This is a genomic window from Methylobacterium sp. ME121 (genome assembly GCF_000974725.1).
Classification (GTDB): domain Bacteria; phylum Pseudomonadota; class Alphaproteobacteria; order Rhizobiales; family Beijerinckiaceae; genus Methylobacterium; species Methylobacterium radiotolerans.
In genome coordinates, this window is sequence record NZ_BBUX01000108.1 from 1 (window position 1) to 13,786 (window position 13,786).

The window sequence follows — 13,786 nt, forward strand, 5'->3', positions numbered from 1 at the left end:
CCCTGCGGCCAGCCCTGCGGCCAGGACCAGCCCCTGACCGGCGCGGCGCGCCGCGCGGGTGCCGTTCGCGATGCCGCCCGCGATGCCGCTGCCGGCCATGCCGTCTCTCCCGGATGCGCGCCGCTCCGCGCCGGCGCTTATTGCGGGAAACGCAACGTTCGGCCAGCCGGGAAAGCTGCGCGGTCCCGCGCGATCACGCCCCGGTCGGACGAAGCGTCGCGGTAACCTCAATCGCGGCCGAGCCCGGCCCTCCGCGCATGCCAGGCGCGACCGCGGCGGTGCTGGCGCGGCGCGGGCGGCGCGCCCACCTTGAGGGGGCACCGGCGCCGCCAGCGGCGCCCCCCGCCCGGATCGCCCGCGGCGGGGCGAAGCCAAGGACTCCCGCCGTGGATCCCGAAACCGCCAAGACCCTGGTCTCCGCCGCCCTGGTCGCCTCCATCACCCTGTTCAGCCTCGTCTCGCTCCAGGCGTTCGTCGCCCAGATCCTGGCCGACCTCCGCGACGCCGGCTCCGCCCCGAAGGCCGTGCCGGTGCCGGTCCGCGCCGACCGACGGGATCCGCCGCAGGCCTGACCGGCCCGCGACACCGGGGTCGGGCGTCGGGGCCCGATCCCGGCCCGGCGCCGATCAGGCCCCGTCCTGCCGGGCCCGCTCCCGCAGGATGAACTTCTGCACCTTGCCGGTGGAGGTCTTGGGCAATTCGCCGAAGATCACGTGGCGGGGGAGCTTGTAGGAGGCCAGCCGCCCCCGGCACCACTGGATCAGCTCGTCGGCCGTGGGGGCCGCGCCGGCCTTGAGCTCGACGAAGGCGCACGGGGTCTCGCCCCATTTCGCGTCGGGCCGCGCCACCACCGCGGCCGCGGCCACCGCCGGGTGCTTGAACAGGGCGTCCTCGACCTCGATCGACGAGATGTTCTCGCCGCCCGAGATGATGATGTCCTTCGAGCGGTCCTTGAGCTGCACGTAGCCGTCCGGGTGCTTCACCCCGAGGTCGCCGGTGCGGAACCAGCCGCCCGCGAAGGCGGCCCGCGTGGCGGCCGGGTTCTTCAGGTAGCCGCGCATCACCACGTTGCCGCGCATCATCACCTCGCCGATCGTCGCCCCGTCGGCGGGCACCGGCTCCAGCGTCTCCGGGTCGCGGACGTCGAGGGCCTCGAGCACCGGGTAGCGCACCCCCTGGCGGGCCTTCTTGGCCGCCCGCTGGTCGGCCGCCAGGGCGTCCCAGTCGGCGTGCCAGGCGTTGACGACCGCCGGCCCGTAGCTCTCGGTCAGGCCGTACAGGTGGGTCACGTCGAACCCGGCCTCCGACATGCCGGCCAGCACCGCCTCCGGCGGCGGCGCCGCGGCGGTGAAGAAGGCGACGCGCCGGGGCAGGTCGCGGCGCTCGGCGTCGGGGGCGTTGATCAGCATCTGCATGACGATCGGCGCGCCGCAGAGATGCGTGACCCCGTGCTCGGCCATCAGCCGGTACATCGCCTCCGCCCGCACCTGACGCAGGCAGACATGGGTCCCGGCCACGATCGACAGGGTCCAGGGGAAGCACCAGCCGTTGCAGTGGAACATCGGCAGGGTCCAGAGATAGACCGGGTGCTGGCCGAGCCCGCCCGTGATGACGTTGCCGAGCGCCAGCAGCGCCGCCCCGCGATGGTGGTAGACCACGCCCTTCGGGTCGCCGGTGGTGCCCGACGTGTAGTTCAGGGTGATCGCGTCCCACTCGTCGTCCGGCAGACGCCAGTCGTGCTCCGGGTCGCCCCCGGCCAGGAAGGCCTCGTAGTCGGTCGCGCCGAGGCGGGCGCCCGGGCCGTCATATTCGGGATCGTCGACGTCGATCACGAAGGGCTTGGTGGCGAGCCCCTCCAGGGCCGCGGCGGCCGTCCGGGAGAACTCGCGGTCGGTGATCAGCACCGCGGCCTCGCCGTGCTGCAGGCAGAAGCGGATCGCGTCGGCGTCGAGGCGGGTGTTGAGGGTATTGAGCACCGCCCCGGTCATCGGCACGCCGTAGTGGCACTCGATCATCTCGGGGGTGTTGGCGAGCAGCGCCGCCACGGTGTCGCCGCGGCCGATCCCGCGCGCCGCCAGCGCCGCGGCGAGGCGGCGCGCCCGGGCGTAGACCTCCCGGTAGGAGCGCCGCAGGGGGCCGTGGACCACCGCGACGTGGTCGGGGAACACCCGCGCGGCCCGGTCCAGGTAGAGCAGGGGCGTCAGCGGCTGGTGGTTGGCCGGGACGCGGTCGAGGTCGCGGTCGTAGATCGTGTCGCGGGCCATCCCCGTCCTCCCGGCAATGTGTTGCCGGGACAGTAGCTTGCCGGAACGGGCGCGATCAATCGGTCCGGCGGGGCTTCCGCGCCGTCGACCCGGGGGCGCGGCGTGTCACGCCGCGTAGGCGGCCCGGTGCGGGCCGCGTGTCACGTCGCGTCGCGTGGCCCGCCCGGTGGCCCGCCCGGTGGCGCTCTCGGTGGCGCGCTCAGTGGCGCGGCTCGTCCTCGGGCTCGGGCAGGAAGCGGGCGAGCTCGAAGCCGATCTCGATCATCAGGTGCTCGATCCGGTCGGTGAGCGTCGGCCGGTGCAGGGCGCGGGCGAGGTCGCGCAGGGCGATGATGTGCTCGGCCATCCGGTTCACCACCCGCTCGCTCTGCACGAGGTTGGCAGCCTGCTCCTCGGTGCGGTCGATGGCGATGCCGCGCCCCCGGGTCGCCCCGCCGGCGGGGTCCCGCTCGATTCGGCCGCGCATCAGCAGCGTGCGGATCCCGGTGCGCGTGTCCGCCGTGCGGAACTCCGCCTCGACGGGACCGCCGGTCTCGGCCACCGCGTGGAGATAGCTCTCGATCCGGACGCGGTCCTCGGGGTGGGTGCGGTCGAGGAAGGCCTCCAGGGAGACGCCGGCCGCGGCCGCCTCGGGGTCCAGGCCGAGCAGATCCGCGAGCGAGGCCGAGAGCGCCAGCTGCCCCGCCCAGTAATCGTGCGCCCAGGTGCCGACGACGCCGGAGGCTTCCAGAATGGATTGCGGGATCGGGGCTTCGGACATGCCATTCCTCGACGGGGCGATCCTTGCCTTTAAACTTGAGGTTTTCACCCCCGCCAAGCTCCTCGTCTCACCCGCGCTCACGCTACGGTATCCGGGCGTCGCTGGAAAGGCTGTTAACCCTCTATATGCCAAGAATCTTAACTTGAAGTTTAGACTGCTGTCCTGCTGCGGTGCTGGCGGGCGATATCCGGAAGGGACAGCCGTCTTAACGGGTCGTTAACCATGCCGGCCCCAACCTGTGCCGGGACATCCTTGGGTCACAGGATCGCGGCACGCCCCGAATCCCATACCTGAGGTTGGCACAGACGGCGCGGCGACCGGCGGTTGCGGGCGCCCGGACGGATGCATGGGGCCTTCTGGAGGACGCCCGGGATGAAAGCGATCACCTTCGTCACGCAGAAGGGCGGCAGCGGCAAGAGCACGCTGTGCATCTCCCTGGCGGTGGCCGCCCGGGAGGCGGGCCACACGGTCTGCATCCTGGAGATGGACCGGCAGGCCACGATCTCCGACTGGCTGGACCACCGCACGGCGGACGGTCCCGAGGTGGCGCAGATCGACGCCACGCAGATCGACGCCGTGATGGAGCGCCTGCGCGACTCCGCCTACGACTACGTGTTCATCGACACGCCCGGCGTCGATTCCACCGGCACCCTGTCGGCGATCCGCGCCGCGGATCTGTGCATCATCCCGTGCCGGCCGACCCCCGCGGACCTGCGGGCGTTCAAGCCGACCCTGGCCGCCGTCTACCGGCTGGAGAAGAAGTTCGCCTTCGTGCTGAACCAGACCCCGCCGCGCTCCTACCGGGTCCGCGACGCCGCGGACGGGCTCGCGGTGCTCGGCATCCTGCCCGACGTGAACATCGTCGCCCGCACCGACCACCAGGACGCGATCGGCCTCGGCCAGGGCGTCACCGAGTTCAACCCCAAGGGCCAGGCCGCCGGCGAGGTCCGCCGCCTCTGGTCGTGGATCGAGCGCCGCACGCAGTCCCTGAGGACGGGCCAGCATGTCCAAGCCGCCTAAGCTCAGCCTCGCGGCGATCGTGGCCTCGGCGAGCCCGCCGGCCCGGCCCCTGGCGGCCCGGCCGCAGGGCGCCGAGATCGTGTCGCTCACCCTCGCGCCCCCGGCGCCGAAGCAGGCGGCCACGCTCAAGCAGCGCGCCCGCCAGATGTCGGTCTACCTGGAGCCGCCGGTCTACGACCAGCTGCGCGACCTCGCCTACGCCGAGCGGACCAAGATGCACGCGCTGATGCTGGAAGGCCTCGACCTGCTGTTCAAGCAGCGCGGCGCCCAGTCGATCGCGCAGCTCACCGACACGCAGTCCCGCTGAGGGCGGACCGGCCCGTACCCGGGGCGGCGCGGCCGCTCCGGGTACGGGCCGCCGCTGCGCGTGCGGCGCCTTCCGGCCATCCGGCGCCGCGGCGCCGGACTCGGGCACCGACGCCGGCCCTCGGGTGCGGGCTCGCCCGCGGCATCCCGGCGCGACGGCGCGCAAGGGCGGCGCGCAAGGACGGCGCGCAAGGACGGCGCGCAAGGACGGCGCGGATCAGCCGGCCCGCGGCCTCCGCACCGGCCCGGTCCCGAGCCGCCGCGATCCTGGCCGCGCCTCCAGACGGAAAAGTGGAGCGCCGCGCTCCGGGACGGCCGGATGCGCGCGCCAACGCGATCCTGACAAATTCGTTTCTGAAACAAGCATTTGCCCGCCGATCCTCGCGCAACGCTCGAGATCTGGCCGGCCGCACGGCCCGCGTCCTGAACCCGGCCGCGCCCCATCGTTCAGGCTTCCTTTACGCGACCGCTACAAATCTGGGTGGACCGATCGCGGCCCAGTGCACGCGGCCGGCTCCGGTCCGGTCGGGCCCCGGTCACGCGTAGAGTTTGGTGAACCCCACGATGGTGCGCACGACGCTTCCCCGGCCGGCGCGCCTCGCCCTGCGGCTCATGGCCGTCTCGGGCGTGGCCCTGGCCACGGCCAACTGCGCGACCTCGCCCCAGCAGAAGCTCGCCGCGGGGAACGGGATCGACCCGAAATACGGGGTCAAGGCGAGCCCGCGCCTCTACAACGAGGGCGACGTGATCCCGAAGGGCGGCGGGCGCCGCTACACCGGCAAGCCCTACGTGGTGGCCGGCCAGACCTACGTGCCGAAGGAGAATCCGAACGGCTACGTGCGCGAGGGGCTGGCCTCCTGGTACGGCGCGGCCTTCCACGGCCGCATGACCGCCAACGGCGAGGTCTTCGACCGCCACTCGATCGCCGCCGCCCACCCGACCCTGCCGCTGCCGAGCTACGCCCGGGTGACGAACCTCGACAACGGCTACTCGATGCTGGTGCGCGTCAACGACCGCGGCCCCTACCATGCCGGCCGGGTCATGGACGTGTCGGAGGAGGCGGCCGACGCGCTGGGCTTCCACCGGAAGGGCACCGCGCGGGTGCGCGTCGAGTATGTCGGCAAGGCCTCGGTGGCGGGCAGCGACGACCGCAAGCTCCTCGCCAGCCTGCGCACCGACGGGCGGCCCGCCGGCCGCTCGACCGTGATGATGGCCGATCTCGGCCCGACGGAGGACACGGAGCGCTACACGCGCACCGCCCCGGCTCTGGCCTTCAAGCCCGCCGAGGCGGAGGAGGCCGGGACGGCGCCCGCCGAGGCCCCGGCCGCCCGGCCCGAGCGGACGGCGCCGGTGCGCGCGCCGATCGTGCTGGCCTCGGCCGCCGTGACGGTCCCGGCGGCCGTGCAGCCCACCGCCCCGCGGGTGCGCGAGTTCCGGCCCGCCCCCGTGCCGGCCGTCGCGGCCAGGGGCGGCCTCGGGACCGGGGCCGTCAAGGTCGCGGGTCTCAATCCGGCCCTCGCCCCGGCCCTCGCCCCGGCCGCGCCGCCGTCGCACGGTCATGCCGCCGGAAAGCCCGGCCCGAAGGCCGGGCCGGCGGCCCGGCCGACGCCCGCCGAGGCCCACGGCCGGGCGGCCCCGGCGCCCGGGACCGTCAAGCTCGCCAAGGCAGCGTCGGGCCCGTCCTCCGCGCAGCACGGCGCGTCCCCGGCCGCGATGCCGGCCGCGATGCCGGCCGCGATGCCGGCCTCGGCCAAGCTCGCCATGGCGCGCCTCGCCGCGGTGCCGGCCAAGGGGTTGGCCGCGAAGGGCGGCGCGCCCGCCGGGACCGGCTCCGCCAAGACGGCCCCCAAGGCCCCCGCCGCCAAGGGGCCGGCCACCAGGACCGCCGCGAAGGCCGGCCACGCCCGCCTCGCCGGGATCTACTGACGGCGGCCCCGGCCCCGGGATCCGACGCGGATCCGCCCGGGCCCCGGCCGGCCCGCCGCCCCGGACACGGCCGCCCTCCGCCCGACGGATGCGGCGGGCGATGCGGCATTTCGCATTCGATCCGGCGCCGAAACCGTAATATGGTCACGCTTGTTATTGGGATACGGCCGGGATGTGTCCGGTCCGACGGCAGGCGCGGGACGGAACGGTGATGCGCAGACCCCTTCTCACCCTTCTCGCGGCCGCCTGCGCGCTGGGCGCCGGCCTCGCCGCCGCCGCCGCGCAGAGCTTCCAGACCGCGGCCCCGCACGCGATCCTGATCGACGCCGATTCCGGCTCGGTCCTGTTCGAGAAGGCCGCCGACGAGCGCTTCTCCCCGGCCAGCATGGCCAAGCTGATGACCACCGACATCGTGTTCGAGGCGCTGAAATCCGGCCGCCTGTCCATGGACACGGAGTTCACCGTCACCGAGGACGCGTGGAAGCGCGGCGGCGCGGGCGGGGGCGGCTCGTCGATGTTCGCGCAGGTCAACAGCCGCATCAAGATGGCGGACCTGCTGCGCGGCCTGATCGTGCAGTCGGGCAACGACGCGGCCATCACCATCGCGGAGAACATGGCCGGGTCCGAGGAGGCCTTCGCCGGGCTGATGAACCAGCGCGCCAAGGAGATCGGGCTGACGAACTCGACCTTCCGCAACGCCACCGGCTACTCGGCGCCCGACCAGAAGGTCACGGCCCGGGACATGGCCAAGCTCGCGCTGCACATCATCGACACCTACCCGGACTACTACAAGATCTTCTCCGAGAAGGAGTTCACCTGGAACAAGATCCGCCAGCAGAACCGCAACCCGCTGCTGGCCCTCGACATCGGCGCGGACGGGCTCAAGACCGGCTACCTGGAGGAATCCGGCTACGCGCTCACCGGCTCGGCGGTGCAGAACGGCCAGCGGCTCGTGCTGGTGGTCTCGGGGCTCAAGACCGCCCGGGACCGCGCCTCCGAGTCGCGCAAGCTGATGGAGTGGGGGTTCCGCGCCTTCGAGCCCCGGCAGGTCTTCGCGCCGGGCGAGACCGTGGCCGAGGCCTCGGTGTTCGGCGGCCAGTCGGGCTCGGTGCCGCTGGTGGCGAAGAAGCCCGTGCGGGTGCTGCTGCCGCGGGGCTCCAGCGACCGGGTCAGCGCCAGGGCGATCTATACCGGGCCGCTCATCGCCCCCGTGGAGGAGGGCCAGCGGGTCGGAATCCTGCGCGTCCAGCGCGGCGACACCGTCGCCCTCGACCAGCCGCTCTTCGCCGGCGCCGCGGTGGAGCCCGGCACCCTGTCGCAGCGGGCGATGGACGCGGCGCTCGAATTCGGCACCGGCCTCGTCCGCAAGGCCTTCGACCGGGCCGGCAAGGGCGGGGACAAGGGCGGGGACAAGGGGGCCGGGGCCGACAAGGGCGCTGCCGGGGCGGCCAACCCGTCGTGACGGCGCGCGCGTGACCGGGCCGCGTCTCGGGGATCCCGCCGCGGCGGGCGGCACCTTCATCACCTTCGAGGGCGGGGAGGGGGCCGGGAAATCGACCCAGATCGCCCGCCTCGCCGCGACCCTGCGCGCGCGCTCGGGCCGGCCCGTCTGCGTGACGCGCGAGCCCGGCGGCTCGCCGCGGGCGGAGGAGATCCGCGCGGCGCTGCTCGACGGCGTCGCCAAACCCTACGGCCCGTTCGCGGAGGCCCTGCTGTTCAGCGCCGCCCGGATCGACCACCTCGACCGGCTGATCCGCCCGGCTCTGCGCCGGGGCGAGACCGTGCTGTGCGACCGGTTCATCGACTCGACCCGGGCCTACCAGGGCGCCGCGGGCGGGCTCGACCCCGGGATCGTGGACGCCCTGGAGCGGGTCGTCGTCGGACCGACCCGGCCCGACCTCACCCTGATCCTCGACCTCGCCCCCGAGTCCGGCCTCGCCCGCGCGGCCGGGCGCGGCGCCCGGACGGGGCAGGGGGCCGACCGGTTCGAGGCCGAGGCCCTCGACTTCCACGTCCGGCTGCGGGAGGCCTTCCTGGCGATCGCCGGCGCGGAGCCGGACCGCTGCGCGGTGATCGACGCGTCCCGCGATCCCGACGCGGTCGAGGCGGCGGTCCGCGCCGCCGTCGCGTCCCGGCTGCCGGCGCTCCTGCCCGACCGGCCGGCGGGTGCGGGCCGGAGCGGCGACGCCGCGTGAGCGGCGGGGTGAGCGGCGGGGCGAGCGGGGTGATTCCCGGCCCGACCGGTCCCATCCGGGCCGGCGGCCGTGTAAGCAGCCGCGCGGGCGGCCTCCGCGGGCGCGCCGACCGGACCGGACTGGACCGGAGCCCCGCTGGACCGCGCTGCGAGACCCACCCTATGAAGCCCGCCCCATGAAGCCGACCGACCGCGCCGCCGACGACGTCGAGCCCGGGGACCTCGCCGGGATCCCGCGCCCGCGCGAGACCCTCGGGCTCGTCGGCCACGCGGCGGCGGCCGACGCCTTCGCGGCGGCCATCGCGGCGGGGCGCCTGCACCACGCGTGGCTGATCGGCGGCGCCCCCGGCATCGGCAAGGCGACCCTGGCCTACCGGGTCGCCCGGCGCCTGCTCGCCTACCCCGCGGGCGGGGGCCCGGCGGGCCTCGCCGTGCCGGCGGGCGACGCCGTCCTCGGCAAGGTGGCGGGCCTGTCGCACCCGAACCTCGTGGTCCTGCGCCGCCACCGGAGCGCCGGCGCCAAGACGCTGCCGACCAAGATCTCGGTCGACGCGGTGCGCCGCGCCCTCGACCTGTTCGCCTCGACGGCCGCGGATTCCGGCTGGCGCGTCTGCATCCTCGACAGTGCCGAGGATCTGAACGTGAACGCCGCCAACGCCCTGCTCAAGGTCCTGGAGGAGCCGCCGCCCCGCGCGCTGTTCCTGATCCTGTCCCACCAGCCCGGCCGGCTGCTCCCGACCATCCGCTCCCGCTGCCGAGCGCTGATGCTGCGCCCCCTCCCGGCCGAGGAGGTCGCCCGGGTGGTGCGCGGCCTGCCCGAGCCCTTCCCGCAGCCCGACGAGACCGCCCTGGCCCGGGCGCTGGCCCAGTGCGAGGGCTCGGTCGCCCGCGCGCTCGCGATGCTCGACCCGGTCACCGCCGGCCTCGTGGCCGAGATCGAGACCCTCCTGGCGCGGGCGCGCACGCCCGACTGGGGCCGGGTGCTCAAGCTCGCCGAGACCCTGGCGGGCCGCGACGCCGAGGCGCGGTTCGAGGCCGCCCAGGACGCGGTCCTGCGCTTCGTCTCGGCCGAGATCGACCGGCGCCGGGACGAGCCCCCCGCCCGCCTCGCCGCCCTGGTGGAGGTCGCCGACCGGTTCGGCCGCGCCGCCCGGGAGGCGGCGATCTACAACCTCGACCGGCGCCCGGTGGTGCTGTCGCTGTTCGGGGATCTCGCGGCGGTGGCGTAGGCCCGGCGGGCACCCGTCCTCGCTCCCGAATCCGGCGCCCGGCTCCGGCGTCCGGATCCCGCGTCCGGATCCGGCCTGCCGCCGGCGTGGAACCGTCCGGCCCGCCCCCCGTTGTCCGCGCGATGACAGCATACTGTCATTTCGACAACACCCTGCCACTAGGACGCGCCCCATGGAGCCCGACCCGCCCCGGACAGCGCCCGACCGCGACCGGACCCGGCACGCCCTGTCGGACCTCGTGGTCGCGGTGTTCCGCCTCAACGGCGACCTGCTCGCGGCGGGCGACGCGCTGGTGCAGGACCTCGGGCTGACCAGCGCCCGCTGGCAGGTGCTGGGGGCCATCGCCCTCGCGCCGGCGCCGCTGCCCGTCGCCCACATCGCCCGCAACATGGGCCTCGCCCGCCAGTCGGTGCAGCGCCTCGTCGGCGAGATGCGGGCCGACGGGCTGATCCGGCTCGCGCCCAACCCCCACCACCGCCGCGCGCCCCTCGTCGCCATGACCCCGCGGGGCGCGGAGGCCTACCGGCAGGCGATGGCGCGCAACGCCCTCTGGTCGGACGGTCTCACCGCGGGTCTCGCGCCCGAGGCCGTCGAGGCCGCCGCCGCGCTCCTGCAGAGCCTGCAGCGGCGGATCGGCGCCTCCCACGGCGCCATCGCGTCCATCGCCGCGGAGGCTCGGCAGGAGAGGCCGCACGAGACCCCGCGCGAGACGCCGCACGAGAGCCCGCACGAGACCCCGCAGAAGACCCGACAGGAAACCCGACCGGAGACCGACCGATGACCGACGCCAACGCCGCCCCGGGCTACGACACCGACGTGATCGTCGTGGGCGCGGGCCCCATCGGCCTGACCGCGGGCTGCGCCCTGCGCCATCACGGCGTGTCGTGCCTGCTCCTCGAGCAGCGCACGGAGGTCAGGGCGTACTCGCGGGCCAACAACCTCTGGGCCCGCCCGCAGGAGCTGCTCGCCGGCATCGGCCTGCGCGACGCCCTGGCGGAGAACGCCTACGCGGTCCGCACCATCAACTTCTTCGTCGACGGCGCGCCGACGACGCCCATCCCCATCGCCGACGTCGCCAGCCCCCATCCCGACGTCCTCTACAGCGGGCAGGACGTGATCGAGCGGACCCTGATCGACGCGTTCGAGGCCCGCGGCGGCCGGCTGGAGCGGGGCTGCACGGTCACCGGCATCGACCAGGACGGGGCAGGGGTCACCGTGACCCTCCGGCGGGGCGCGGACGGGCCGGAGACGCGGCTGCGCGCCCGCTACTGCGTGGCCGCCGACGGGGCCCGGAGCACGATCCGCGCCCGGCTCGGCCTGGATTTCGAGCCCGAGCGGCTCGCGGGCTGCATGAACCGGCAGGTCGACGCCCGGCTGTCCTGGCGGCGCGGCTCCGAGCCGGACCAGCTCTGGTTCTTCTACTACCCGCGCGGCTTCGCCGGCATCATGCCGGTCTGGGGCGGCTACCACCGGCTGTTCTTCCTGGCCGACGACGCCGGCGTGCCGGACCGCGACCCGACGCTCGACGAGATCCAGGCGCTCGCCCGGGAGGTGACCGGCGACGAGACCCTCACCCTGAGCGACCCGCAATGGCTCACCCACAGCCGCTTCGCCTACGGGGTCTCCCCCGGCTACGCGCGGGGCCGCGTGTTCCTGGCGGGCGATGCCGGGCACCTGTCCCTGCCGATCGGCGGCCAGGGCATGAATGCCGGCCTCCACGACGCGGTCGAGATCGCGTGGCGGCTGGCCATGACCCTGCGGGGCGAGGCGGCGCCCGCCATCCTCGACTCCTACGACGGCGAGCGCGGCGGCGAGCACGCCCGGCTGAGCGCCCAGCAGGTGCGCGGGTTCCGGTGGACCGTCTACCGCGGCGCCGTCACCGACACGGTGCTGGGACTGGCCGCGAAGGCGCTGCCGAACCTGGGCTCCCTGCTGCAGGGGACGGACGACATGCAGCAGATGGGCGTCGCCTATCCCGGGAGCCTCCTGAACGCGGATCACCTGTCCGGCCTGGCGGACCTGGGACACCTGCTGCGGCCGGGGCCGAAGCCGGGCCAGCGCGCGCCGGACGCGCCGGTGACGCGGGACGGGGCGCGCACGCGCCTGTTCCCGTTCCTCTACAACCCGGACGGATGGACGACGGGCTGGGCGCTCCTGTGCTTCGACGGACGCTCCCCCGAGGCGGCCCCCGCCCTTCAGGAGGCGGTCCGGGCCGTCGCGCCCTGGCCCTGGCTGCGGCCGCGGCTCGTCCTCGCCGGCCCCCTGATCGCGGCGGGGGCGGTGCCCGTCCTGTCGGACCTCGACGGCCGGGCGCACGGCGCCTACGGGCTGGAGGGCCGGCCGGCGCTCGTGCTGGTGCGCCCGGACGGGCACATCGCCTTCCGGAGCGGCGCGGACCGGACCGACCGCCTGGTCGCGTATTGCCGCGCGCTCTTCGACGCGGCGGACCGCGCGGCCGGGGACGCGGCCGGGGACGCGGCGCGGCCGGAGGCGGCTTGCGCCGGGTGAGGGCGGCGGGGGGCCGCGGCCCCGAGGGCCGCCCCCGGGGCGCCCCTCGTCCCGCCGCCGCGCCCCGGCCGCCCGCGACGGGCACCGACATCGCGGCGCCTCACGGATCCGGCCGGCTGCCGGACAGGCGCAGGGCGGCGGCCTCCCGGTAGGCGCGGGGCGACAGGCCGTGGCGGTCCTTGAAGCGCCGCGCGAAATGGGCCTGGCTCGCGAAGCCGCACTCGTAGGCCACGACGCCGATCGGGCGGTGCAGGCTGACCGGATCGGAGAGGCGCCTGGCCGCGGCCGCGAGGCGGCGCTCCCAGATCCAGTCGGAGATGTGCTGGCCGCGCTCGTGGAACAGCTCCTGGAGCCGGCGCAGGGACACGCCCATCGCGGCGGCGAGCCGGGGCGGATCGAGGGACGGATCGCCGAGATTCGCCTCGACATGGGCCTTGGCGCGCTGGACGACGACGCTGCCGTGCAGGGTACGCGGCACCTCCCGGGCCATCCGCTCGGCGAGGGCGGCCACGATCAGATCGACGCCGATGGCCGCCATGCGCTCGGCCGCCTCGGGAGAGAGCCGCCGGTTCACCCGGAGCAGATCCCCGAAGAAGGTCGTCACCAGCCGGGTCGTCGCCGATTCGGCGGTCATCGTCAGGGCCGCGAACAGCCGAGCCGGCCCGAGCACGCCCTCGAGGCGCTCCCGCGGCAGGGCCATGACCAGGGTCTGGCCATCCGTGCGCGCGTCCAGCACGCCCGGGTGATGGTCGACGACGGTGAAGTCTCCGGCTCCCTGCAGCGCCGCGCGACCGTGCTGCTGGAAGGTCGACGACCCGGCGAGGCGGAAATTCACGCGGATGAGCCCGTCCGGCCGGCGCCGGACCGTGTCGGCGGTGATCGTGGTCGTGATGGCGCCCTGGGTGATCCGGCTGAATGTCAGCGGACCGACGGCGCCGATCTCGATCTCGCCCGCGAACGGCCCGTCGGCGCGGCGGCGCTGCTCGACCGGCCCGATCCGGTCAGCGACGACCTCCTGCCAGAGCTTGAAGCGCGTCCGGGGATGGATCCCGGCCGTCGAGAAGACCAGGCGCATCAAGGGACTCGGGGAGCGGCTGCCGCGCGGCTCGCGGAGGGCCTGTCCGCCGGACGGAACCGGCCGCCCTGAAGGGCGATCCGAGGACCGGTATTGGATTGCGCCGGGACCATTATAGATTAATATCTTTCGGTCTAATAATGCTTTCGTCGACAATATTACACTATCAAACGTCCATGATTATGTTCTTATGAGCAACTTATAGGATTTAGTGCGCAGAATCTCGCAGAAGAAGGCCGGCAATACAGGACACGTCGCGCTCATACGCGACGATACTGCCGGCCTCAAGAGGGGAGAACAGCTTCACGCGCGCGCTCTACGCCCGCGAGCTTGCGGCGTCCCGGCGCAGGCGCGACGTCGACGGCGCCCGTCGAGGGCGGGCTGCGTCCCGCGGCGGCGTCCCGCGCCGACGGCGTCGGCGGGCCCGGGATCGGGTCGACGCCCCGACGCGCCGGCCGCGGAGCGGTGTCCCATCACCCTTCGAGACTTGACAATCTTCCTATT

The 13,786-nt window shown here is 74.5% G+C and carries 12 protein-coding genes; 9 read left to right on the forward strand and 3 right to left on the reverse strand.

Translation table 11 applies throughout. From position 1 onward, the window contains the following. Nucleotides 1–386 precede the first annotated feature (386 nt). Nucleotides 387–572, forward strand: coding sequence for a hypothetical protein (locus ME121_RS31020; RefSeq protein WP_041372294.1), 186 nt, complete (start codon nt 387–389; stop codon nt 570–572). A gap of 54 nt (nt 573–626) precedes the next feature. Here ME121_RS31020 and ME121_RS31025 read toward each other — a convergent pair whose 3' ends face one another. Beyond that, the gene (locus tag ME121_RS31025; protein WP_012318485.1) at nt 627–2,264 is read right to left on the reverse strand and encodes an acyl-CoA synthetase; all 1,638 of its coding nucleotides are present in this window, start codon (nt 2,262–2,264) and stop codon (nt 627–629) included. Nucleotides 2,265–2,463: 199 nt separating this feature from the next. After that, nucleotides 2,464–3,024, reverse strand: a complete 561-nt coding sequence (locus ME121_RS31030) for a PAS domain-containing protein (protein ID WP_012318486.1) — start codon at nt 3,022–3,024, stop codon at nt 2,464–2,466. A gap of 372 nt (nt 3,025–3,396) precedes the next feature. Between ME121_RS31030 and ME121_RS31035 the strand changes: the two genes are divergently transcribed. The 8 genes from ME121_RS31035 to ME121_RS31070 all read left to right on the forward strand — a co-directional run bounded on the left by ME121_RS31035 (nt 3,397) and on the right by ME121_RS31070 (nt 12,207). After that, nucleotides 3,397–4,044 carry a division plane positioning ATPase MipZ gene (locus tag ME121_RS31035; RefSeq protein ID WP_012318487.1) on the forward strand — a complete coding sequence of 216 codons (648 nt, stop codon included), beginning with the start codon at nt 3,397–3,399 and terminating at the stop codon, nt 4,042–4,044. Beyond that, nucleotides 4,028–4,351: a ribbon-helix-helix domain-containing protein gene (locus tag ME121_RS31040; RefSeq protein WP_012318488.1), complete on the forward strand. Its 324-nt coding sequence runs from the start codon at nt 4,028–4,030 to the stop codon at nt 4,349–4,351. The genes ME121_RS31035 and ME121_RS31040 overlap by 17 nt, the downstream gene beginning before the upstream one ends. A gap of 563 nt (nt 4,352–4,914) precedes the next feature. Then, nucleotides 4,915–6,276: a septal ring lytic transglycosylase RlpA family protein gene (locus ME121_RS31045; protein WP_059410203.1), complete on the forward strand. Its 1,362-nt coding sequence runs from the start codon at nt 4,915–4,917 to the stop codon at nt 6,274–6,276. A gap of 211 nt (nt 6,277–6,487) precedes the next feature. After that, the gene (locus ME121_RS31050) at nt 6,488–7,738 is read left to right on the forward strand and encodes a D-alanyl-D-alanine carboxypeptidase family protein (protein WP_043343536.1); all 1,251 of its coding nucleotides are present in this window, start codon (nt 6,488–6,490) and stop codon (nt 7,736–7,738) included. A 10-nt stretch (nt 7,739–7,748) separates the two neighbouring features. After that, entirely contained in the window at nt 7,749–8,471 is a 723-nt protein-coding gene (gene tmk, locus ME121_RS31055; protein ID WP_012318491.1) for a dTMP kinase, read from the forward strand. 175 nt (nt 8,472–8,646) lie between these two features. Then, the gene (locus tag ME121_RS31060; protein ID WP_059410204.1) at nt 8,647–9,699 is read left to right on the forward strand and encodes a DNA polymerase III subunit delta'; all 1,053 of its coding nucleotides are present in this window, start codon (nt 8,647–8,649) and stop codon (nt 9,697–9,699) included. A gap of 172 nt (nt 9,700–9,871) precedes the next feature. Continuing rightward, entirely contained in the window at nt 9,872–10,480 is a 609-nt protein-coding gene (locus ME121_RS31065) for a MarR family winged helix-turn-helix transcriptional regulator (RefSeq protein WP_029361575.1), read from the forward strand. After that, entirely contained in the window at nt 10,477–12,207 is a 1,731-nt protein-coding gene (locus ME121_RS31070) for an FAD-dependent monooxygenase (protein ID WP_058608066.1), read from the forward strand. The genes ME121_RS31065 and ME121_RS31070 overlap by 4 nt, the downstream gene beginning before the upstream one ends. A gap of 100 nt (nt 12,208–12,307) precedes the next feature. Here the strand turns inward: ME121_RS31070 and ME121_RS31075 are convergent, their stop codons facing one another. Next, nucleotides 12,308–13,282, reverse strand: a complete 975-nt coding sequence (locus ME121_RS31075; protein ID WP_059410205.1) for a helix-turn-helix domain-containing protein — start codon at nt 13,280–13,282, stop codon at nt 12,308–12,310. Between the last annotated feature and the right edge of the window lie 504 nt (nt 13,283–13,786).

What these genes read in the sequence shown, in the direction of transcription:
- ME121_RS31030 (WP_012318486.1), bottom strand. Translation starts at nt 3,024, where the DNA reads ATGTCCGAAGCCCCGATCCCGCAATCCATTCTGGAAGCCTCCGGCGTC.
- ME121_RS31025 (WP_012318485.1), bottom strand. Translation starts at nt 2,264, where the DNA reads ATGGCCCGCGACACGATCTACGACCGCGACCTCGACCGCGTCCCGGCC.
- ME121_RS31045 (WP_059410203.1), top strand. Translation starts at nt 4,915, where the DNA reads ATGGTGCGCACGACGCTTCCCCGGCCGGCGCGCCTCGCCCTGCGGCTC.
- ME121_RS31060 (WP_059410204.1), top strand. Translation starts at nt 8,647, where the DNA reads ATGAAGCCGACCGACCGCGCCGCCGACGACGTCGAGCCCGGGGACCTC.
- ME121_RS31035 (WP_012318487.1), top strand. Translation starts at nt 3,397, where the DNA reads ATGAAAGCGATCACCTTCGTCACGCAGAAGGGCGGCAGCGGCAAGAGC.
- ME121_RS31040 (WP_012318488.1), top strand. Translation starts at nt 4,028, where the DNA reads ATGTCCAAGCCGCCTAAGCTCAGCCTCGCGGCGATCGTGGCCTCGGCG.
- ME121_RS31070 (WP_058608066.1), top strand. Translation starts at nt 10,477, where the DNA reads ATGACCGACGCCAACGCCGCCCCGGGCTACGACACCGACGTGATCGTC.
- ME121_RS31050 (WP_043343536.1), top strand. Translation starts at nt 6,488, where the DNA reads ATGCGCAGACCCCTTCTCACCCTTCTCGCGGCCGCCTGCGCGCTGGGC.
- ME121_RS31065 (WP_029361575.1), top strand. Translation starts at nt 9,872, where the DNA reads ATGGAGCCCGACCCGCCCCGGACAGCGCCCGACCGCGACCGGACCCGG.
- ME121_RS31075 (WP_059410205.1), bottom strand. Translation starts at nt 13,282, where the DNA reads ATGCGCCTGGTCTTCTCGACGGCCGGGATCCATCCCCGGACGCGCTTC.